Source organism: Allobosea sp. TAF32 (assembly GCF_052113585.1).
Lineage (GTDB): Bacteria > Pseudomonadota > Alphaproteobacteria > Rhizobiales > Beijerinckiaceae > Allobosea.
This window is the reverse complement of sequence record NZ_JBFRDM010000009.1, coordinates 138,467-158,792: the sequence shown is the minus strand read 5'-3', so window position 1 is coordinate 158,792 and position 20,326 is coordinate 138,467. Positions and strand designations below refer to the sequence as shown.

The following is a 20,326-nucleotide window of genomic DNA, read 5'->3' as shown; positions in this document are numbered from 1 at the left end:
GGGCGGTGTCGATGCGCCGGCCGACGGTATGCGCGCGCCGCCTCGGACCGGGGGATCAGACAGGGGTTTGGTTGCAACGAAATTAGCAAGCCCGATGGCATGGCCGGCGCGGCGCGCCATCGCGACGACATCGACCTCCTCATTGGTCGAGTAACCGTATAGGTCTTCCGCCCATCATCTACACGGGCCATCGTTTCCCGCCGGCGATCATCGCCCATGCGGTGCAGCTGTATTTTCGCTTCCCCCTGAGCGTTCGCCTGGTCGAGGATGCTGGTTGGGGAGTTCATCGCCGTCGCTCGTCGTCCGAATTATCTCTTTCGGCACGCCGCTGCGCGGAGAGATGCGCAATCGGAAGATGCCAACCACGCCTGATCGCCATGAAACGAAGGCCGAAGCACACGGCGGCTCCAGCCAGCGCTGAAACGCCATAGGAAAGGCCGAGCACATGGCCGACAACCACGAAAGACGCGGCGGTCAGCGCTGCGACGGCGTATAAATCGGAACGCAACACGTGTGGAATCTCCGCAAGCAGAACATCGCGCGTCATGCCTCCGCCGATTCCGGTCATCATTCCCAGAAGCGCTGACATCACCGGGTTTAGTCCGAACTCGAGCGCCTTCTGTGCACCGACCACCGCGAAAAACGAAAGGCCCACCGCGTCGAACAAGAGGACGGGGCTACGCAGCTTGTCGACGCCTGCATACCAGAAGAAGGTGATGAGCCCGGCCAGGACTGAGACCAGCAGATACCGCCAATCCGTCAGAGCGGCAGGCGGGATGGCGCCGATGAGGACGTCACGAGTGATGCCGCCAAAATTGCCGGTGACGAACGATAGGACGAGGATACCGAAGATATCGAGGCGGCGATTGACTGCGGCAACCGCCCCGCTGATCGCGAAAACGAAGGTGCCGCCCAGGTCGAGAATTCGCACAAAGGTTTCGATCGCGATCATGACGAATCCGCCCGCGAAATCCTGGCGCATCCGGACGAAAGCACCGAACAGCATTCAACTGAGACTGACCTCCGTCGCAATCGGGTGGAGCAGTTCATGTTGTTTTTGCGCCCAGCCAAGCGAGCGCTCCGACAACCAGTGCCTCGACGCCCGTTTCCAGCGTAGGATGCAGAACCGGCGCGAATTGCGGGCTGTGATTGACCGGCAATTCGTTCAGCTTGCCGGCCGCCTTGGCCTCGGCATAGACCTTGGGATCGTTGCCACCCACGAACCAGAATACCGAAGGCACCTGCCATGCGGTGCCGAAGCAACCAAAGTCCTCGCTCGCAGGGGCGGGACCAGTATGCTTCACCCGATCGGGCGAAAAATACCCGCGAAACGCTGCGGCGATGCGGTTGCTGGCGGCTTCGTCATTGACGTTCAGAGGGTAGCGATCGAGCGGCGTGATCTCCGGTTTGCGCGGCGCGCCGGAGGCTTCGGCCTCAGCGTTGACGATCCGCTCGATGGCGGCGAGCACATGCTTGCGCACGCCTTCGTCGAACGTACGCACATTGAGCTTGATGACGGCGTCGTCGGGTATGACGTTTTCCTTGGTGCCTGCCTGTAGCACGCCCACAGTGACCACTGCCGCGTCGTTTGCGGCAACCTCGCGGGACACGATAGCCTGGAGCCGCAGGACAACGGATGCCGCCATGACGACGGGATCGATGCTGGCCTGCGGCATCGACCCGTGCGCGCCGCGCCCGAACAGGCGGATTTGCAGGCTGTCTGCAGCGGACGTGATCGGTCCAGCGCTTCCGGCGACGCTGCCGGCGGGGCCGACCATGACATGCTGGCCAAGCACGACATCGGGCGTTGGGAAACGTTGAAGCAGACCGTCATCGATCATCGCCTGAGCGCCTTGCGCGGTTTCCTCGCCGGGCTGGAAGACGGCCATCAACGTGCCCTTCCAGGCACCGCGCGCCTGCGACAGCAACGTCGCCGCACCGACCAGCCAGGCGACGTGCATGTCATGGCCGCACATATGGCCTACCGGGACGGTGCTGCCTTCGGCATCCGTCGCTGTGACCTTGCTGGCATAGTCCAGGCCAGTGTTCTCGGCGATCGGCAACGCGTCCATGTCGGCCCGCAGCATGACCGTCGGCCCCTCGCCGTTGCGAAGCAATCCGACCACGCCCGTCTTACCCACCCCAGTTGTCACCTCGAAGCCGGCTTTCCTGAGCTTGTCCGCGGCGAGGCTCGCGGTTCGCGTCTCCTGCATCGACAGTTCGGGATGCGCGTGAACGTCCTTATAGAGCGCCTCGAGATCGGGCAGCAGCTTGGCCATGTCCGCCAGGACTGCAGATGCACTTCGGGAGTAGGCATGCCCAGCCATCATAATCTCCTCCTGCCCTTGGCTAGTATCCGCCGGTGAAGCGATTGCGGCTGTTCGCAGGAGGCTCAAGCTCATCGACCATCGCGATCGCGAAATCTTCCATTGTTTCGAGGCGCTATTTGACCTGAGTATAACTACGATCCGTCAGCGTAACGCCGATATCCTATCTCGCGGTCGCGATTCCGGAATTACGTCGCCATCACCTTCCTAGTCTTCCAAATGCTGCCAGTGCTGCATGCGCAACAGTCAAAAACGAGATTATCTTCCGATCTGCGCTGTGCGCCTGCTTTTATTCCGCCGCACAAGGAACCAACTGATAAGGCCAATCACGACAAGCCCCCCCGCCGCCATGGCCGACTGCGCGAGAGTGACGAGGACGGTGCTTGTTGTTCCGCTCCGAACCGAGGCTGCTTGTTCGACAGAGACCTTGGCCGCCGGGTTGCCGAAATGCTGGATCAGATAGTTGCTCAGGGTTGCAACCTGCGTATCCGAAAGCTCCTTGGCGAAGCCCGGCATAAAAACATCCGGCTGGCGGCGCAGCCCATCCAGGATGACCATCACCAGATTGTTGGTATTGGTCCTGCCCAACGCGGTGTTGTGCAGCAGCGACGGCAGGCCGCCCTTGAAGCTGCCCTGTCCCTGCGCCTGGTGGCAGGTTGCGCAATAAGCATCGTAAATCTGCGGACCGCTCATGGCGTCCGGGTTCGACGGCAGCGCCACGCCGCGGATACTCGCCAGTTCATCTGACGGTTCGCCCCAGTCAAAGACCGGCTTCGTGTCGGCCGGATCGCGAATAGGCGAAACCGTTTTAAGGTAAATCGCGATCGCCTTCAGGTCTTTCTCGGTCAAAAACCGCAAGCTGTAGTCGATTGCTTCTGCCATCGGGCCAGTGGCCTGGCTTTTTCCTGAAGCGTGGCCGTCGCGCATATAGGTGACCAGTTCTTCGACGCTCCATCCACCAATCCCGCTGTTGGGGTCGGATGTGATGTTGGGCGCATACCAGAAGCCAACCTCGCCCCCGGCCATTTCGCTCGACGTCTTTTCCGCCATGAACAGATTGCGCGGTGTATGGCAGCTTCCGCAATGCGCCGGCCCACGCACGAGATAGGCGCCCCGGTTCCATTCGGCGTTATGCGCGGGATCCGGCTTGAACGGGCCTTTGTCGAGGAACAGCAGGTTCCAGGCGGCCATCGACAGGCGGATGTTGAACGGGAACGGCAGTTTCGTTTCGGCAGGGCGAGTTTCGATCGGCACCACGTCATTCATGAAATAGGCGTAGAGCGCGGCGACGTCGTCGTCGGATAGTTGCGCATAAGAGGTATAGGGCATCGCTGGGTAGAGCTGCCTGCCGTCCGCCCGCACGCCTTTGCGCAACGCGGCGTCGAACTGTTCAAGCGTGTAATTGCCGATGCCGTTTGCCTTCGATGGCGTGATGTTGGTGGCAACGATCGGGCCGATGGGCGTGGCAATGGAAAGGCCGCCGGCCATGGCCGCGCCGCCGGGCGCCGTATGGCAGGCCATGCAATCGGATGCCGTGGCGAGGTATTTTCCATGCGCGATCTGATCGACCCCGGCCCCGGTGGACTGCTGCGCGTCTGACGTGCCGGGCACGGACAACGCCAGGGTAAGCGCGAAACCGGAAAACAGGCGATGCATCGCGCGGCTCATCTCTTCGCTTCGCTCATCGGAGTGGCAAGCGAGGCGCTCTTCCGCCCCAGAATATGCGCGACCGAGCGCAGGGCGACCGCCAGGCCGTTCTCCGTCGAGTTGCAGGTCGCGGAAGTCGGCAGCACGCCGGTGCTCGCCAGGAAAAGGTTCTCGTGGTCGTGCGCACGTCCCCATTGATCGCAGACTGAGATTTTGGGGTTGCTGCCCATGCTGAGCGTGCCGCAAATGTGCTGGTTGTTGGCGAAGTCGCCGTCCCTGCTGAAGCGCAGGTTGGTCCCACCCATCAGTTCGGCGATGCGGCGGAAGTCCTGCTGGGAGCGCTCATGACCACGCTTAGTGTAGTCGGCGATCGCATAATGCGCTTCGGGCTTCGGAATACCCATCGCATCCTTCTCGGAGCTCAGGGTTATACGGTGCTCGGGATCCGGTAGCACCTCGAGCACGTTCTTCACGTTCATCTCGCGGGCCGCACTGTAGCGCAGGCGCTTCTCCAGTTCCGTACCATAAACGCCGGCCGCGATTAGACTTTTCGTGGCACCATCGACACGCGAGATGTTGGTGAAATCCAGCCGGTAGGGAGCGTGCTCGGAGCGGAACGCGCCGTCGCGCATCGTATTGATCGAACTCGGGCTTTGCGGTCCCCGTCCCAGCCATACCTCCTCGTCGGCGTCGAAGGTCAGCGAGGTGCTCGGATGATCCATCAGATTGCGGCCGACCATGTCGGAGCTGTTGGCGAGGCCCTTCGGGAACTTGCCGCTGGCCGACAGCAGCAGCAGGCGCGGGCTTTCGATGCCGTTGGCAGCGACTATGAAGGTCTTGCCGGTGACCCGGTGCGAGACCTTGTCGGGATCGTAGTAAAGCGCCGCCGCGATGCGGCCCTTCTCGTCATGTTCGAGCTTGTAGACATTGGCGTTGGGAACCAGCTTTGCCCCGGCCGTCTCGGCGGCGGCCGCCGCGAGCCCACCATGGTACTGGGCATCGATGGGGCAGATTGGCTGGCAGGAGTTGTTGCCGCAGCAGGCCGGCCGGCCGTCATAGGGCCGGCTGTTGCGCGCCGTGGTGTTGGTCACGACCGGGTAGTCGGAGGCGAGCCGCTCTCGCAGGCGGCGCATGGCAAAAGGCTCGGCGACCGGCTCCATCGGGAAGGGCTTGTTACGCGGCGAGCCGGTGTCGGGCGCGCCCGAAACGCCCATGATCTCCTCGGCCTCCTGGTAGAAGGGCTCGATGTCGTCATAACTCATCGGCCAGTCGACGCCGACGCCATACAAGGTTTTGATCTTGAAATCGTTGGGCAGATTGCGCCAGGCTTGGGCCGCCCAATGCCATGTCGTGCCGCCGACTTGCCGAACATACTCGGCGGCGTAGGGGTAGGGTCCGGCCTGTACGAGATAGTTGTTCGGCTCCGGCTGATAGATCGGATGCGGTGCCCAGGCCGCGGGCGGATAAGGCGACATCCAGTCGCTGCGGCGCGGCGAATTGCGGAAGCGTGCGACCAGTTCGCCACGCGTGACGCGTGGGCCGGCTTCGAGAATGAGAACCGACGCGCCGGCGAGCGCAAGCTTGCGAGCGACCAGCGAACCGATGATCCCCGATCCGATGACGACGAAGTCCGCTGACAGCGTATCGGCCATCGTGTTTTCCTCAGATCGGGCTTCGCGCCCAACTGCCATAGGCGCCGTAGGCATAGGTCGGCGGCTTCAAAACGTCGGCGACGGTCTGCGCATTAAGCGCCGTCTCGAAGGCGAGGCAGCGCGCCTTGGTCCCGTCCCCAACGATGCCCATGTACCAGGCCGTCACGATCCGGGTCGGCAACGGCGCCAGTGACGACTTTTCGTCGTCCAAAGTTTTCTGCAACTGCATGGGATCGATCTTGCGCTGCTCGATCATGTCGAGCAGCGCCTTCGTTGCAGCAGGAAAACCGGGATCGTCGGCCACAAGGGCGCCGAACAGACGCAGGGACTGTGCCGCGTCGAGCGACGGGCGCCCTGCCAGGATGGCCGACAGCGCCAGGAACGCGCCATGGTCTGCGTCCGTCGCTTCCTGAGCCAGCGCCCACGGGATCAAGGATGCCGTGTAGGCCGAAACAAGTCCGAAAAGCAGAAGCCGGCGGCCAGGATCAGGATGCGCTTTTGAAGCCTGCATGACATATGTCCGATGTTGCAGTCGCGACGCCGGCGGATTTGAGCCGACAGCGTCGGCGTCGGAATAGTCCGCCCCCTACGCGTCCGGAGGCAGGACTGAAAGAACCCTTGCGATGAAGGTATGGAATTCGGTCATATAGTTTCGCAAGAAATCTTCGGTTTCTTCATTGCTCACCTCACCATCATCGGAAATCAGGCCCGGAGTGAAGCGAATATAGGCTTCAGGAGCGTTCATCTGCGGCGAATTACAGAAACTGAGCACACTGCGTAGACTCTGCTGGGCGACGGCCGTTCCGATCGCGCCGGGCGACGTGCCGATGACTGCAGATGGCTTGCGCGTGAACGAATTCTTGCCATAGGGGCGGCTGGCCCAGTCGATTGCGTTTTTCAACCCGCCGGGGATCGAACGATTATACTCCGGCGTGATGAAGAGGACGGCCTCTACGGCAGCGAGCGCATCCTTGAAGGCGCGTGCAGAAGGCGGAAAATCAGTATCGTAGTCGTAGCTGTAGAGCGGCAGATCCTTGAAGGACACCTCCGACATTTCCAGCTCCGGGGGCGCAAGTTGGACCAACGCCTTCGCGAGTTTGCGATTGATCGATCCCTTGGCGAGGCTGCCGATAAGGTAGCCAACTTTATGTACGGTCATCGAAACCTCCATTTAGGCGCGGCGGTTTGAGGCCGCTCAGTCCGCGGCTGAAACGAGCTTCTCGCGGCCGGTTGCTTCGACAGCCTTGCGGAATTCGACATCTTCCCAAGAATTGATAGTGGTGCGATCAGCAACGGGCGGTCCATCGAGGCGATGGATTTCACCTGCACCGGCTGGTCGTCGATGATGATGAAGGCCGCATTCTCTGGCGTCAGCAGATGGTCCTTGACGGGATCGCGGATCGGTTCGCTGGACATCGCTTTCCTCCTCCGATCATCGCGCGGGGAGACCCGGCACCCCGTCAGATTCTGTCGAAGCCTCCGCCGGCGGCAACCAAGCCGCCGCTCACGCGCAGGGATTCGATCGCGCCATGTTGTTCGATGGGAGCTACGCCGGCTCCGTTAGTCTTGATGCCGCCGGTGAACTCGATCTCGAACGCGCCAGTGATGACATAGACGCCATATCCGTGCGGGCGTTCTGTCTCGCTCCGAGCATCGGCCGCGATGATATCGAGCCCGTTCACATCGACATGGCCTGCGCGAACCTTGTCGCGGGCGAGGATCCGAACGCAGCCAGTCGTCGTGACGCCGCGCAATTCGATCCGTCCGCGGCTCAGCCCGGGAGACAGACGGATCGACGGCACGTTCGTCAGACTGCCGTGAACGGCGATTCGCTGGATACCCGCGCCCTTGGTGGCCGCTACCAAAGCATCGACGCTCGAGACGGCGCATTCCACAGTCTGCATGAGGCGATCCTAAGCCGATGCCCATAACGCCCAGACCGACATAGGGACACTGCGTTTAGATCAATTCAAGGCGACGTTTCGGGGAAAGCAATCGATCAACTGAATGTGAATTCGCGGAGCCTAGGTTCAGGCAAATGAAGCAGGGCGCTGCACTTATCAACTTTGGTCGCACGATGTTGCCGTGGATCTATTCTCGTGTGAGGGCGGCCTCGCCGCAGCAGTTTCTGCGGAGGCTTATGGCTGCTGCTCAACAGTCCGAGTTCGAAAAAATGGGCGAGGCCGAAACCGGCCCCGCCCTTCCAAAGCGTTGAAATATCGCCTTCGCTTACTTCGCAGCGCGCCCGGCCGCGACCCAGCTGTCGAACTGGGTCTTGTGCGCACCAACCCATTCTTCGGCCATCTTCGTGATGAGGGCGTTGCTGCCGCCGTTCTTGTTAATATTGAACTCCCAGTGGGACCAGTCCTCGAGCGGGAACTTCATGTTCTCGACGAGCGCCTTCACAGCCGGATTCGCGGCGATAAACTTCTTGTTGGCGACCGAACCCCAGTTCCAGGAGGCCATGGCCATGCGGCAGGGATCGGCGCCGCCGGCGCAGCCCTTGACGCCCTTGACCAGGGCCGAACCCTTGTTCGGGACGGAGGGCGGCAGCGCGTCCTCCGGCGTCGGCAGCCAGACGACATCCTTGCCGGGAACGAGCGCGTTGTTCACCCAGGACGGGCTCCAGGCATAGAAGAAGGCCGGCTCGCCGCGCTTCACGCGGGCCACGGCCTCGACCATCAGCGCCTCGTACTTGCCGCGGATCGACTTGACGTTGTCCTTCAGGCCGAACTTGTCGAGCTGGAAATCGACGACGTCGCCGCAGGACCAGCCGGGATCGCAGTTGATCAGGTCGGCCTTGCCGTCCTTGCCGAACAGCGCCGCGATCTTGGGGTCCTTCATCTGGATCAGAGAGGTGATGTTGTGGGCGTCAGCGGTCTTCTTGTCGATCAGGTAGCCGTTGATGCCGCCGCCGACGATCATGCCGCCTCCGACGATCTCGGCATCCTTCTCCACCGCGCGGAAGCCCGGCTCGCGTTGCGGGAAGTTGACGTCGGTCGCAAGGTCGAGATCGCCCTGCCCCGCCGCCTGGAAGAACAGCGTCGTGTTCACGGTGCTGAGCTTGACGTCGTAGCCGAGCTCCTTCAGCGCTTTCATCACGATCTGGGCGGTGACGTAGTTGGCGCCGAGGCTGTCGCTCTGGGCGTAGCGCACGGTCTTGCCCTTGCCGGGCAGTTCCTGCGCCTGAGCAGGCGCCGCCGCAAAGGCGAGCGCGCCAGCGGCCATTGCCACCGTCAGCATCTTCAATCTGGTCATGGTCATCAACTGTTCTCCTCGTCGTCGACCGTGCCGGCCGTGGTTGCTTTCCCCTGCCCGCCCTTGCGACGGGTCTTAAAAACCGGAACGCTGCGCTGTCCCGGCCATTCCTTGAGTGCGAGCACCTCCCGCGGCGTGGAGGCTCCGCAACGCGTTCAGAGCGCCTGCTTCACCGGTGCCACGGCCTGGACGGTCTCGTCCGGCCGACCGCCCTTGAACAGCCGCGCGACCGCGCCGAGCAACGAGGCGCGTGCAGCTGCCCTGCCACCGGCCTTGGGAGCGGCGAGCTTCTGCGTGATCCGGTCGAGCACCATGGCGAGGAGCACGATGGCGATGCCGCCCACAGCAGCACGGCCGACATCGAGGCGGCCAAGGCCCTGCAGCACGACGAGGCCGAGGCCCTCCGCACCGATCATGGCGACGACCACCGAGAGCACCATCGCCGTCAGGACGGTCTGGTTCAGGCCGCCGAGGATGGTCGGGATAGCCAGCGGCAGCTGGATCTCGAAGAGGAGCTGGCGCTTGTCCGCACCGAAGGCGAGACCGGCCTCGACGATCTCGTGCTCCACCATGCGGATGCCGAGATTGGTGAAGCGGATCAGCGGGGGCGCCGCCGCCGTCACGACCGCGACCTCGCCGGGCACGGTGCCGACGCCGAACAGCATCACCACCGGCACGAGATAAACGAAGCTCGGCGTGGTCTGCATGATGTCGAGGATCGGGCGGACGACGTTCCAGACCCGGTCGCTGCGCGCGCACCAGATGCCGATCGGAATGCCGATGACGGCGCAGAAGACGATGGCGGTCGAGATCAGCGAGAGCGTCGTCATCGCCTCGTTCCAGACGCCGAGCATGGCGATCACGATCAGCGATACCGCACTGAAGATCGCGATGCCGGGCGTGGAGAGCCGCCAGGCCAGCAGGAAGAAGCCGACCACGAAGAGCGGGAACGGAATGGCGTGGAGGAGCCAGTCATTGAGGCTCAGCAGGTTCTCGACCGGCCATTTGATGGCGAGGAAGATCGGCCGCAGATTGAGCGCGACCCAGCTGACGCCCTGCTGGATCCAGGCGTCGATCGGGAAAACGGCGAGATCGTCGGCTTTAAGCATGATGCTCTCCGACCGAAGCGGGCTTGGGAGTGGTGGATGAGATGCGGGCGAGGATGTCGTCGGCGCCGAGCGACCCCATGAACTTGCCGTCATCGTCGACGACCGCGATCGGGCGGCCGTCGCGATAGCTGCGGGCCACGTCGAGGAGCTTCGCGCCGGGCGGGACGCTGACATAATCGCCGCTCGGGGCGGCGATCTCGCCGCCTGCACGGGCTTGCCCGCAAGCTTCGGCGTCGAGCGTCCCCAGCACCTTGCCGTCGCGGTCGAGCACGAAGCCGGCGCCGCCGGCCTCGCCGATCAGCGCTCCGCGCTCCGACTGCAGGATCGGCTCGCCCGGCCGCATCACGGAACGCGCATCGAACAGCCGGGCGCGGTCGACCTCGCGGGTGAAGGCGGCGACATAGTCGCTGCCCGGCTCCAGCACGATCGACTGCGGCGTGCCTTCGCGCACCAGCTCACCATCGGACATGATGGCGATGCGGGTGCCGAGCTTCAGCGCCTCCTGGAAATCATGGGTGATGAACAGGATCGTCTTGTTCAGCGTGCGCTGCAGGCGCAGCAATTCGTCCTGCATCTCGGTACGGATCAGCGGGTCGAGCGCGCTGAAGGCTTCGTCCATGATCAGAATGTCGGCGTCGGTCGCCAGCGCGCGGGCGAGGCCGACGCGCTGGCGCATGCCGCCCGACAGCTCATGCGGGAAGTGGTAGCCCCAGCGGCCGAGTCCAACGACGCTCAGCACCTCCTCGGCGCGGCGGCGCCGCTCGCCGGGCGCAATGCCGCGCAGCTTCAGGCCGAATTCGACATTCTCGATGACGCGCTTGTTGGGCAGCAGTGCGAAATGCTGGAAAACCATGGAGATGCGGGTGCGGCGCACCTCGCGTAGCTCCTCCTCGCCCAGCGGAACGATGTCGCGCCCGTCGAGCAGGATCTTGCCGCCGCTCGGCTCGTTCAGCCGGTTGATGCAGCGCGCCAGCGTCGACTTGCCCGAGCCCGACAGGCCCATGACCATGTACATGGCACCCTCGGGCACGCTCAGCGAGACGTTGTTGAGCCCGACCACCGCGCCGAGCTTCTCGAAGACCTCGTTCTTGTTGCCGCCCTTCGCGAGCATCTCCAGCGCCGGGCGGAGCGTGCTCGAAAATATCTTGTACAGATTCTGGATTTGCAGTCGCTCGGTCATGTCCGGACCCCTCTTCTCGGCGCCCGATTGATCGGGCTTGTTCGACCTGCCTGCCGACACCATTAAGTGCCGGCGGGGATGACGCGTCTTCCTGCGATCCGATGGAGGAACGTTCCTCTCCCTCGTCCCCCTGGAGGAAAACGCAGGCGGCCGCTGCTAGCGGAGCGGCGAAAAATCCGTCGGCAGCAGGATCCGGTTCTCGGCCTGCTCGATGTTCTCCGACAGCTTGGGCAGGAAGGCCTGCCAGCGCGGGTCGTCCGCGAGCTGCTGGCGCCGGCGCGTCCTGTCCTCGAAATCGGCATAGGCCCAAAGATGGGTCACATGGCTGAGCGCCCCGATCTCGGTGGTGAAATAGCCGACCAGATGCCCGAGGATCGGCTGCTGGATCGCCAGCCCTTCCTCGCGGACCAACTGGAGATAGCGGCCCATCCGGCCGTTGCGGATCCGGTAGATGCGTTCTTCGACGATCATGGCTGCCGCTCCTCCCTGCCGTCCCCGAGGAAGCCGCGCATCAGCCCGGCGACCTGCTCGGGCGCCTCGGTCAGGATCGAGTGGCGCAGGCCCGGCAGGATGTGCAGCTTCGAGCCGGAAATGCGCTCGTGCATGTAGCGCGCCATGCGCGGATTGGAGCCGGCGTCCTCTTCCCCGGTCGCGATCAGGACGGGCACGCGGATCTGGTCGAGCAGCCCGCCGAAATCCGTTTGGGCCAGCACGCGATAGGCCGCAGCATAGCACTCCGGGTCGTTCTCCGCATTGCGCTGGCGCAGCTTGGCGATGAGTTCCGGGTTCTTCGCCTGGAAGTCTTCGGTCAGCCAGCGCGAGAGCGAGGCGTCGTAATGCGAGCCGCGATCGCCCGCCTGCAGGGCGGTAAGTCGGGCGGCGACACGTTCCCGCTCTTCTTCGGTGCGCCCGGCGACGGTTGCCAGCAGAATGAGGCGGCGGATGCGCTGTTGATGCGTCAGCGCCAGGCGCTGTGCGATCAGCCCACCAAGCGAGAAGCCGGCGAGGTTGAAGCTGCCGAACCCGGTATGATCGGCCAGTGCCAGCACGTCGCCGACGAAATCGTCGATCTCGTAGCGGCCGCGCGGCTTGCTCGAGCGGCCATGGCCGCGCAGGTCGAAGCTCAGGATGCGGAAACGGTCTGAGAGGCGCTCGACCACGCCCTCCCAGGCCTCGAGATAGGAGCCGACGCCGTGAATACAGATCAGCGGCTCGCCCTCCCCCTCGATCCGGTAATTCAGCGTGACGCCGCCGACGGTCAGGCTTTGCGGTCCCTGCGCCGGCTCGGCACGCCGGGCAGGCAATGTCGCGCCAGCCATCGCCTTAGTGCCCGACCGCGGCCAGGCGCGGAGCCTGCGCCGCCGCCTTGGTCTTCTCGCGCTCGCGGGCGGCGAAATGCGGCATCACCTCGTCGATGAAGAGCCGCAGCGTCTTCATCTGCAATGCGAAAGGCAGGTTGAAGGAGAGGCCCAGCGCGAACTGGTCGACGCCGGCATCCTCGTAGACCTGCAGCTTGCGGATGATCTCGTCCGGCGTGCCGAACATCAGATTGTCGCGCACCGCCTGCGGATTGTAGTTGTCGCGGTTGGCGATGGTCTCGAACGGAATGGCCTCGGGGAAACCGTTCCTTACCGCACCGCTGTTCTGCATCAGGTTCTCGAAATAGCCGCCATAGTCGACCGAGTGCCGCACGGCGAGCTCCCAATCCGCCTGCCGGTCGTAGACGCAAGTGCGCCGCTGCATCATCAGGCGCGGACGCGGGCGCTCCGGGTGATCGGCCACCGCCTTGCGGAATTTCTCGCCGAGCACGCCGACCTCAGCCGGCGGCGCCGAGAGCGGCGTCGAGAGGATATTGGCGCCGATGCCCACCGCCCAGTCGAAGGTGCCGGGGTCGCGTGCCGCCACCCAGATCGCCGGGTGCGGCTGCTGCAAGGGCTTGGGCACCGAGGTGGCGAGCGGGAACTTCCAGTAGTGACCGTCATGCTCGTAGTCACCGGCCCAGAGCTTCCGCACCGCCGGGACCAGCTCCTTCATGAAGGCGACGCCTTCCTGCTGGGGAATGCCGCCGGCCATACGGTCGAACTCGTATTGATAGGCGCCGCGCGCGATGCCGAATTCCAGGCGCCCGCCCGTCAGGTGGTCGCAGAGCGCCGCCTCGCCGGCGAGGCGGATCGGCGACCAGTAGGGCGCCACCAGCGTCGCGGTGCCCAACCGGATGCGGTCGGTATGCTGGGCGAGCCAGGTCAGTGTCTGAAAGGGGTTCGGCGAGATCGTGCACTCGATGGTGTGGTGCTCGGCGGTCCATAGCGTCTCGAAGCCGCCCTCGTCGGCGACTTTCGCCAGCGCACGGAAGTTCCTGACGGCGTCCTGCATGGACTCGTCCGGCGAGAAGCGCTCCATGCTGATGGAAACAGCGAATTTCATGGCATTCCTCCGTCGTTCTGGCTCACGCCGTGGGCCGCTCAGCGCAGGCGGATCACGAACGGGTCCTGCATGGCGCCCGAGTAGTCGATGAGAACGTTCTTCAGGCGCGAGAACTCGCGCATGACCTCGAAGCCGCCGCGGCGGCCGTAGCCGCTGTTCTTCATGCCGCCATTGGCGGACATGTAAGCGGCAGAGCGGTAGGTGTTGATCCAGACGGTGCCGGCATCGATCTCGCGGGCGAAACGCATCGCCCGGTCGATATCCTTGGTCCAGATGCCCGAGGCGAGGCCGTATTCGGTATCGTTGGCGAGCTGGATCATCTCGGCCTCGGTCTCGAACGGCACGATGCCGACGACCGGCCCGAAGATCTCCTCGCGCATGAAGCGCATGTCGTTGCGGGCCTCGACCATGACGGTCGGCTCGAAATACCAGCCGCGGGCCAGCTCGCCGTCCTGCGGCTTCCGCCCGCCGACCGCGACCTTCGCACCCTCGCGCACGCCCGAGCCGACATAGTCCTCGACCTTGGCGAGCTGCGAGGCGAGCGCGACCGGACCGATATCGGTGTCTTCGCTCTGCGGATGGCCGACCTTGATGCGGCGCGTGCGCTCGACCAGCGCCTCGACGAAACGATCATAGATCGGCCGCTCGACGAAGCAGCGCGAGCCCGCGACGCAGGTCTGGCCCGCGGCGGCAAAGACGCCGGAGACGACGCCGTTCACCGCGCGATCGATATCGACATCGGAGAAGATGACGTGAGGTGACTTGCCGCCGAGCTCCATCTGGCAGGGAGCGAGGTGGTGCGCGGCATTGGCCGCTATCTTGCGGCCCGTGAAAGTCGAGCCGGTGAAGACGTATTTGGCGATGCCGGGATGGCGCGTCAGCGCCTCGCCGGTGGTGGCGCCGTCGCCGGTGACGACATTGATCACGCCCGGCGGCATGCCGGCCTCGATCGCGAGTTCGGCCAGCGCGAGGCTGGAGGCGGTCGCGTGCTCAGAAGGCTTCACGACGATGGTGTTGCCGATAGCGAGGCAGGGCGCCAGCGTGCCGGTCAGCATCATCAGCGGCGAGTTCCAGGGAATGATCATGCCAATCACGCCAAGAGGCTCGCGCAGGTTGAAGTTCAGCGAGTCGAGCTTGTTGACCGGAATCGTATCGCCCTGAAGCTTGTCGGCCATGCCGGCGAAGTAGAAATAGGAGTCCGGGATCGCCCGCATCTGGGCGCGCATCTCCTTGAGCAGCTTGCCGTTGTCGCGGCACTCGATCATCGCGAGCTCGTCGGCGTTCGCGAGCACAAGCTCGCCGAGACGGCGCACCAGCTTGCCGCGCTCGGTCTGCGTCATCCGACGCCAGGCCGGGTTGACGAAGGCGGCCCTGGCCGAGCGCACGGCGGCGTCGACATCATGGGCGTCGCCCTGGGCGAATTCGTACCAGGGCACGGCCGTGGTCGGATCGTATGACGCGACGTAGGCGCCGCTCCTGGGCGCGACGAAGGCGCCATCGATGAACAGGCCCTGGCGCGAACCTTCGAGAGATTTGACGGTCGTCTTCATGGTCGCTCTGCCAGCTCAGATTTGCGGAAGGTTGGCCCAGGGCTGCGCATCGCCGACCATGGCGAGGCGGCCGCCATCATCGGAATCCATGTAGATTCCGAAGCGCTTGCTGGCGCTCTCGCGGACGTAGCGGCGCAGCATCGAGGAGATTTCCCGGGTCGGAATCTCGTCATAGGGAAGCTGGTCGATCGGGAAGAAGCGCAAGCCGGCGGAAAGCGGTTGCGAGGCCGCTGCCTGTGCGAGGCGGGCGCGGTAGATCAGGTAGCCCGGATCGCCGTCGGTGACGTCGAAGACGGAGTAGAGGAAGGTGTCGTCGGGCAGGAGCGTCAGCGCCTCGCCACCGTCGAGCTTCAGCTCGCTATCGGCGATGCGGCGCTTCGCGCTCGGCAGCACCCAGCCGCCCTTGCCATCCGACCGCAGCAAAAGCCTGCCGTCGGACTCGATCAGATAACCGACGATCATACCCTGGGATTCAAGCCAGCCCGGCGGCAGCGGATCCTTCACATTCGCATAGCGGCCGCGGCAGAAGCCGAGTGGCGCGGAAGGGCTCGTACCGAACGCCTGCACCTCGCCGATCAGCACCAGGTGATCGCCGGCATCGACGCGGCTATGCACGGTGCAGTCGAACCAGGTCAGGCAATCGGTGAGCACCGGCGCGCCGGTATGGACGTGGTCATGATTGATCGCGTCGAACTTGTTCGCGGCCTTTGAGGCGAACAGGTTCGAGATATCGGTCTGCGCCTCGTGCAGGAGATTGACCGCGAAGGCGCCGGAACTGTTGAAGGCGCCGTAGCTATGGGCGCTCTTGCCGACGCAGACCAGAAGCAGCGGCGGATCGAGCGAAACCGAGGTGAAGGAGTTCGCGGTCATGCCGCGGGGTGCCCCCTCGGCATCGCGCGTCGTGATCACGGTGACGCCGGTGACGAAGGTTCCGAAAGCGCGTCGCAGCGCGACCGGATCGATTGCCGTTGCTGTCTTTTCCGCGGGAGCGAGCATCCGCCTCACCTCGATCAATGCGGGATCGTGGTAAGAGGCTAGGCGCCGAGGCTGCCGTTCGCTTCCTAGGAATAGCTGGACAAATTCCGGAAATGTTTCGCCGGATCGGTGGAAGCGAGTTTCGCCTCAGGCCACCGTCGCTTCGGTGTTCTCGATGACGCCGTGCAGCCGGATGGCAAGCTCGATCGCAAAGCGCTTGTCGGCGGTCTCCGGATCTATGCCGAAAAGATCCTGGATCCGCGAGAGCCGGTAGCGCAACGTCGTGACGTGGAGCCCCATCGCATCGGCGCAGGCCTGGGCGCGGCAGCCCTCGCGCAGATAGGCCGCAAGCGTCGCCAGATACGGCGTGTCGTGCTTGCGATCATGCGCGATCACCGCACCGATCGCGCCATCGACGAAGCTGCGTACATCCACCGACTCCGCGGCGCCGATCAGCATCGGCATCGGGCCAAAATCGAAGGCCGACAACGTTCCACTGCGCCCGAAGGAACGCGCGATGCGGATCATCCGCCAGCAGCGATCCCATTCCTTGGGATAGCTCTCGAGCCCGTCACAGATGCCACCGAGCACGGCGATCGGCTCGCGGCTGAAACTGTGGCGGAGCACCTCGACCATGCGGCGCGCCAGCTTCCCGGCGCGCTCCGTCTCGCCGCTCTTCTCCTCGGGAACGAGGCAGACGAGCCCCCCGCCGACCGCGATGACATTGATCGGCAGGTTCATCTGGCGCGCGAGCCGCGTTACGGCATGATGGCAGTCAATGCCGATATCGGCCGGCAAGGACGGGCCGTCGGGAAAATCCACCACGATCATCCGGGCCCGAGCGCCCAGCGCCAGCCCGAGTCGCCGGCCGCGCTGGACGATGTCGTCGGCATCCCGCCAGCGCCGCTCCACGATCTCGAAAAAGAGCTCCGTCAGCGTGCGCGTCTCGAAGCGGAAGCGGATGACGCTGCGCATCATCTGGACGCTCAAGGCGAATTTCACGCTGTCGAGCAGCAGGCGCCGGAGATCGCCGGCGCCCTCCCCGGCTTCCGGAAAGATCACCAGCGCGCCGACAGCCTGCCCATCGACATCGAGCGCCTCGATCCGCGCCGTGATCTGCAGCCGCTGAGCTCCAACGTCGAGGCGCAGAACCAGAGGCTCGGTGCGGCCCACTGCCACGGCGTCGCGTGCGGCGGCCGTGATCTGGGCGCCGATCGCGCCGTCGAGCGCCCGCTGCCAGGCGGCATCGTCGAAATGCAGCGGCGCCGGCGAGCGGCTGGCGGCGAGCGCATTGCCGGCGAAATCCACCACCAGGATCGCTTCCGGCAGCAGTTCGGCCAGCATTGTCGAGAGCGCCGCGGTCGAGCCGCCCGACAGAACCGCTTGCAGCAGCGTGGTCTGGGTCTGCAATGCGTTCTGCAACTGCTCGGCCGCTTGGCGCTCTGCGCGCAAGCGATGCTCGCGCTCGACGGCGATGCCGCCGAGATGGACGATCATGCTCATGAAGGCGAGGTCGTCGGCCGAGACGTCCTGAATGTCGCGGGAGACGACGTTCAGCACCATGGCCCGCCCCTGCGCGTCTGCGCAGCTCATCGGCAGCACCAGCACGGTGCGATAGTCGCGTTCGAAGGCCTCCCGGCGATAGCCCGGAAACTCCTCCGAGACGCGCGCGTCCCGGATGTGGACGGGCTCATTGCGCTGGAGCGCGATCAGGGCGGGGCTGGTGGCCAACTCCCAGCGATCCTCCAGACGTCGGCGTAGCAAGGTCGGATCATGGCGGACGACGACATGAGCGTCGCCATGAGGCGCGTCGATTGCCATGATCGACCCCAGCGCCCAGCCGCCATGCTCGCAGGCAGCGCGGATGAGATCGCGGAGCACCGTGTCGAGATCGCCGCCGGAATTGATCCGGCTTGCGACATCGCGCAACGAACGCATCTGCGAGGCCTGATCCGCCATGGGTCTCTCCCTACCGACCGCAGGCGATCTTACGCCGCATCGCAGGTCGATCCATGAGTTTCTTCCCGCGTTCCGATGGAAGACGATACGGGAACGGCCTGGCTAGGCTGCTCCCATCCATTCACGATCGCAACAGGTGGACACGCCATGGATTACGGCCTTCGCAAGATCTCGACCTTTGTCGAGGAAACCTTCATCGAGGGCGGCAAGGCCGCCGACAAGCCGGTGCGCTTCGTCGTCGTGGCCGCCGTGCTGCACAACCCCTGGGCGGGCAAGGGATTCGTCGAGAATTTGCGCCCGGAGATCCTGCGCATCGCGCCCCGGCTCGGCGAGGAGCTGACGAAACGCCTCGTCGCCGTGATGCCGGCCGAGCACGTCGAGGCCTATGGCAAGGCTGCCGCCGTCGGCACCAATGGCGAGATCGAGCACGCCTCGGCGCTGATCCACACGCTGCGCTTCGGCAACATGTTCCGCGATGCGGTGAAGGGCACGGCCTATCTGAGCTTCACCAACACCCGCAACGCGCCGGGCGCGCTGCTCTCGCTGCCGATGATCCACAAGACCGAGACCGGCAAGCGCTCCCACTTCCTCACCGCCCAGTTCCTGATTCCGGATGCTCCGGCCGCCGACGAGGTGCTGGTCGCGATCGGCGCCGCCGACAACAGCCGCGCCCATCCCCGCCTCGCCGATCGCTTCCAGGACATGGAAGAGATGAAGCGGGAACTGGTGAACGCCTGACGCCGCTGGGCCGGACGACTCTCCCAGCCCCGCAGGGCCCGCCTGATCGGCGGGCCCTTTTTTCATGGCCTGAGCCGCTTGGGAGCGCCATCTCAGGCGAGCGCGACCTTGTCGCGGGCGAGTTCGCCCATCACCTGCCGCACCGCCTTCTCGGCGATGGCGACGATCTCGTCGATCTCGTCGGTGGTCGTGACCAGCGGCGGCGCGAAGCCGAGGATCTCGCCATGGGGCATCGCCCTGGCGATCAGCCCGCGATCGCGCGCCGCCTTGGAAATGCGGGCGCCGACCTTGAGGGCGGGATCGAAGCGCGTCTTGGACTCGCGGTTGGCGACGAATTCCAGCGCACCGAGCATGCCGACGCCGCGGACCTCGCCGACGATCGGGAGCTGCGCGAAGACCGCCTTCAGCCGCTCCTGGAAATAGCCGCCGACATCGCGCGCCTTGCCCGCCAGATCCTCCGTCTCGACAATGTCGAGCACCGCATTCGCCGCTGCCGCGCCGATGGGATGGCCGGAATAGGTGTAGCCATGCGAGAAGGCGCCGACCCGGTCCGCGCCCTCCTCCATCACTTTATAGACCTTCTCGCCGACGATCGCGGCGGAGAGCGGGAAATAGGCCGAGGTCAAACCCTTGGCGACGGTGATCAGGTCCGGCTCGATGCCGTAGAGATGCGAGCCGAAGGGCGCGCCGATGCGGCCGAAGCCGGTGACGACCTCGTCTGCGATCAGCAGCACGTCGTATTTGCGCAGAACCGCCTGGATCGCGGTCCAGTAGCCTTCCGGTGGCGGGGTGATGCCGCCCGTGCCGAGCACCGGCTCGCCAATGAAGGCGCCGACAGTCTCCGGCCCCTCGCGCAGGATCAGCTCTTCAAGCTCGACGGCAAGGCGCTTCGAGAACTCGGTCTCGGTCTCACCTTGCTGCGCACCCCAGTAGTGGTGCGGCGCGCCGGTGTGGAGGATACCGGAGAACGGCAGATCCATATGGTCGTGATAGAAGCTCATCCCGGTCATCGAACCGGAGACGACCGAGCAGCCATGATAGCCGCGCAGGCGCGAGATGATCTTCTTCTTCCGCGGCTGGCCGCGCAGGTTGTTGTAGTACCAGACGAGCTTGGCCTGGGTCTCGTTGGCGTCGGAGCCCGACATCCCGTAGAAGACCTTGCTCATCCTGCCCGGCGCCATCTTCACAAGGCGATCGGATAGGATGGCGAGTTCGTCGGTCGTGTGGGCGGCGTAGGAATGGTAATAGGCCAGCCGATAGGCCTGCCGGGAGATCGCCTCGGCAACCTCGGTGCGGCCATAGCCGATATTGACGCAGTAGAGCCCGGCGAAGCCGTCGATATAGCTGCGGCCGGTCGCGTCCTGGATGCGGATACCCTTGCCGGTCTCGACGATGGTGGGCTCGCCCAGCTTGCCGGTGGCGAAGTCCTTGAGCTGGGTGAAGGGGTGCAGGGTGCTGGCGCGATCCAGCGCGCCGATCGCCGCGACGTCGATCGTCATTGTCTCAT

The 20,326-nt window shown here is 64.6% G+C and carries 18 protein-coding genes and 2 pseudogenes; 2 read left to right on the top strand and 18 right to left on the bottom strand.

Translation table 11 applies throughout. The features are described from left to right. Nucleotides 1-158: 158 nt before the first annotated feature. A pseudogene (locus tag AB4Z16_RS20625) lies at nucleotides 159-269 on the top strand (IS6 family transposase); the annotation flags it as partial. A 14-nt stretch (nucleotides 270-283) separates the two neighbouring features. Here AB4Z16_RS20625 and AB4Z16_RS20620 read toward each other — a convergent pair. From AB4Z16_RS20620 to AB4Z16_RS20540, 17 genes and pseudogenes are all read right to left on the bottom strand, one after another. Beyond that, entirely contained in the window at nucleotides 284-1,006 is a 723-nt protein-coding gene (locus AB4Z16_RS20620; RefSeq protein ID WP_441513221.1) for a trimeric intracellular cation channel family protein, read from the bottom strand. Between the two features lie 40 nt (nucleotides 1,007-1,046). Then, entirely contained in the window at nucleotides 1,047-2,279 is a 1,233-nt protein-coding gene (locus tag AB4Z16_RS20615; RefSeq protein WP_441513220.1) for a M20 family metallopeptidase, read from the bottom strand. A gap of 306 nt (nucleotides 2,280-2,585) precedes the next feature. After that, on the bottom strand, nucleotides 2,586-3,995 hold the full coding sequence (locus tag AB4Z16_RS20610) for a c-type cytochrome (protein ID WP_441513219.1): 1,410 nt from the start codon (nucleotides 3,993-3,995) through the stop codon (nucleotides 2,586-2,588). Then, nucleotides 3,992-5,626: a GMC family oxidoreductase gene (locus AB4Z16_RS20605; protein WP_441513218.1), complete on the bottom strand. Its 1,635-nt coding sequence runs from the start codon at nucleotides 5,624-5,626 to the stop codon at nucleotides 3,992-3,994. Before AB4Z16_RS20605 ends, AB4Z16_RS20610 begins: the two co-directional genes overlap by 4 nt. Before the next feature lie 10 nt (nucleotides 5,627-5,636). Beyond that, the gene (locus AB4Z16_RS20600; RefSeq protein WP_441513217.1) at nucleotides 5,637-6,137 is read right to left on the bottom strand and encodes a sugar dehydrogenase complex small subunit; all 501 of its coding nucleotides are present in this window, start codon (nucleotides 6,135-6,137) and stop codon (nucleotides 5,637-5,639) included. Nucleotides 6,138-6,212: 75 nt separating this feature from the next. Continuing rightward, entirely contained in the window at nucleotides 6,213-6,785 is a 573-nt protein-coding gene (locus AB4Z16_RS20595) for an NADPH-dependent FMN reductase (protein ID WP_441513216.1), read from the bottom strand. A gap of 42 nt (nucleotides 6,786-6,827) precedes the next feature. After that, nucleotides 6,828-7,042: pseudogene (locus AB4Z16_RS20590) on the bottom strand (hydrolase); the annotation flags it as partial. A gap of 44 nt (nucleotides 7,043-7,086) precedes the next feature. Next, nucleotides 7,087-7,521 (bottom strand): hypothetical protein, encoded by a 435-nt coding sequence (locus AB4Z16_RS20585; RefSeq protein WP_441513215.1) that lies wholly within the window; start codon nucleotides 7,519-7,521, stop codon nucleotides 7,087-7,089. Nucleotides 7,522-7,855: 334 nt separating this feature from the next. Continuing rightward, on the bottom strand, nucleotides 7,856-8,890 hold the full coding sequence (proX, locus tag AB4Z16_RS20580) for a glycine betaine/L-proline ABC transporter substrate-binding protein ProX (protein ID WP_441513214.1): 1,035 nt from the start codon (nucleotides 8,888-8,890) through the stop codon (nucleotides 7,856-7,858). Nucleotides 8,891-9,039: 149 nt separating this feature from the next. After that, on the bottom strand, nucleotides 9,040-9,993 hold the full coding sequence (locus AB4Z16_RS20575; protein ID WP_441513213.1) for an ABC transporter permease: 954 nt from the start codon (nucleotides 9,991-9,993) through the stop codon (nucleotides 9,040-9,042). Next, entirely contained in the window at nucleotides 9,986-11,173 is a 1,188-nt protein-coding gene (locus AB4Z16_RS20570; RefSeq protein WP_441513212.1) for a quaternary amine ABC transporter ATP-binding protein, read from the bottom strand. Before AB4Z16_RS20570 ends, AB4Z16_RS20575 begins: the two co-directional genes overlap by 8 nt. A gap of 156 nt (nucleotides 11,174-11,329) precedes the next feature. After that, the gene (locus AB4Z16_RS20565; RefSeq protein ID WP_441513211.1) at nucleotides 11,330-11,644 is read right to left on the bottom strand and encodes an NIPSNAP family protein; all 315 of its coding nucleotides are present in this window, start codon (nucleotides 11,642-11,644) and stop codon (nucleotides 11,330-11,332) included. Then, a complete protein-coding gene (locus tag AB4Z16_RS20560; protein ID WP_441513210.1) occupies nucleotides 11,641-12,492 on the bottom strand; it encodes an alpha/beta fold hydrolase in 852 nt (283 codons plus the stop codon). The genes AB4Z16_RS20565 and AB4Z16_RS20560 overlap by 4 nt, the downstream gene beginning before the upstream one ends. A gap of 4 nt (nucleotides 12,493-12,496) precedes the next feature. Continuing rightward, nucleotides 12,497-13,597 (bottom strand): LLM class flavin-dependent oxidoreductase, encoded by a 1,101-nt coding sequence (locus AB4Z16_RS20555; protein ID WP_441513209.1) that lies wholly within the window; start codon nucleotides 13,595-13,597, stop codon nucleotides 12,497-12,499. 38 nt (nucleotides 13,598-13,635) lie between these two features. Beyond that, nucleotides 13,636-15,147, bottom strand: coding sequence for an aldehyde dehydrogenase (locus AB4Z16_RS20550; RefSeq protein WP_441513208.1), 1,512 nt, complete (start codon nucleotides 15,145-15,147; stop codon nucleotides 13,636-13,638). A gap of 15 nt (nucleotides 15,148-15,162) precedes the next feature. After that, a complete protein-coding gene (locus AB4Z16_RS20545; protein ID WP_441513207.1) occupies nucleotides 15,163-16,143 on the bottom strand; it encodes a flavin reductase in 981 nt (326 codons plus the stop codon). Nucleotides 16,144-16,269: 126 nt separating this feature from the next. Continuing rightward, nucleotides 16,270-18,081 (bottom strand): helix-turn-helix domain-containing protein, encoded by a 1,812-nt coding sequence (locus AB4Z16_RS20540; protein ID WP_441513206.1) that lies wholly within the window; start codon nucleotides 18,079-18,081, stop codon nucleotides 16,270-16,272. Between the two features lie 147 nt (nucleotides 18,082-18,228). Here AB4Z16_RS20540 and AB4Z16_RS20535 point away from each other — a divergent pair, with 147 nt between their 5' ends. Continuing rightward, nucleotides 18,229-18,819: an amino acid synthesis family protein gene (locus AB4Z16_RS20535; protein WP_441513205.1), complete on the top strand. Its 591-nt coding sequence runs from the start codon at nucleotides 18,229-18,231 to the stop codon at nucleotides 18,817-18,819. A 92-nt stretch (nucleotides 18,820-18,911) separates the two neighbouring features. Here AB4Z16_RS20535 and AB4Z16_RS20530 read toward each other — a convergent pair whose 3' ends face one another. Continuing rightward, the gene (locus AB4Z16_RS20530) at nucleotides 18,912-20,318 is read right to left on the bottom strand and encodes an aminotransferase (RefSeq protein WP_441513204.1); all 1,407 of its coding nucleotides are present in this window, start codon (nucleotides 20,316-20,318) and stop codon (nucleotides 18,912-18,914) included. Nucleotides 20,319-20,326 lie beyond the last annotated feature (8 nt).

Coding starts and splice junctions, on each gene's coding strand:
- AB4Z16_RS20620 (WP_441513221.1), bottom strand. CDS start 1,006: ATGCTGTTCGGTGCTTTCGTCCGGATGCGCCAGGATTTCGCGGGCGGA.
- AB4Z16_RS20615 (WP_441513220.1), bottom strand. CDS start 2,279: ATGGCCAAGCTGCTGCCCGATCTCGAGGCGCTCTATAAGGACGTTCAC.
- AB4Z16_RS20610 (WP_441513219.1), bottom strand. CDS start 3,995: ATGAGCCGCGCGATGCATCGCCTGTTTTCCGGTTTCGCGCTTACCCTG.
- AB4Z16_RS20605 (WP_441513218.1), bottom strand. CDS start 5,626: ATGGCCGATACGCTGTCAGCGGACTTCGTCGTCATCGGATCGGGGATC.
- AB4Z16_RS20600 (WP_441513217.1), bottom strand. CDS start 6,137: ATGCAGGCTTCAAAAGCGCATCCTGATCCTGGCCGCCGGCTTCTGCTT.
- AB4Z16_RS20595 (WP_441513216.1), bottom strand. CDS start 6,785: ATGACCGTACATAAAGTTGGCTACCTTATCGGCAGCCTCGCCAAGGGA.
- proX (WP_441513214.1), bottom strand. CDS start 8,890: ATGACCATGACCAGATTGAAGATGCTGACGGTGGCAATGGCCGCTGGC.
- AB4Z16_RS20575 (WP_441513213.1), bottom strand. CDS start 9,993: ATGCTTAAAGCCGACGATCTCGCCGTTTTCCCGATCGACGCCTGGATC.
- AB4Z16_RS20570 (WP_441513212.1), bottom strand. CDS start 11,173: ATGACCGAGCGACTGCAAATCCAGAATCTGTACAAGATATTTTCGAGC.
- AB4Z16_RS20565 (WP_441513211.1), bottom strand. CDS start 11,644: ATGATCGTCGAAGAACGCATCTACCGGATCCGCAACGGCCGGATGGGC.
- AB4Z16_RS20560 (WP_441513210.1), bottom strand. CDS start 12,492: ATGGCTGGCGCGACATTGCCTGCCCGGCGTGCCGAGCCGGCGCAGGGA.
- AB4Z16_RS20555 (WP_441513209.1), bottom strand. CDS start 13,597: ATGAAATTCGCTGTTTCCATCAGCATGGAGCGCTTCTCGCCGGACGAG.
- AB4Z16_RS20550 (WP_441513208.1), bottom strand. CDS start 15,147: ATGAAGACGACCGTCAAATCTCTCGAAGGTTCGCGCCAGGGCCTGTTC.
- AB4Z16_RS20545 (WP_441513207.1), bottom strand. CDS start 16,143: ATGCTCGCTCCCGCGGAAAAGACAGCAACGGCAATCGATCCGGTCGCG.
- AB4Z16_RS20540 (WP_441513206.1), bottom strand. CDS start 18,081: ATGGCGGATCAGGCCTCGCAGATGCGTTCGTTGCGCGATGTCGCAAGC.
- AB4Z16_RS20535 (WP_441513205.1), top strand. CDS start 18,229: ATGGATTACGGCCTTCGCAAGATCTCGACCTTTGTCGAGGAAACCTTC.
- AB4Z16_RS20530 (WP_441513204.1), bottom strand. CDS start 20,318: ATGACGATCGACGTCGCGGCGATCGGCGCGCTGGATCGCGCCAGCACC.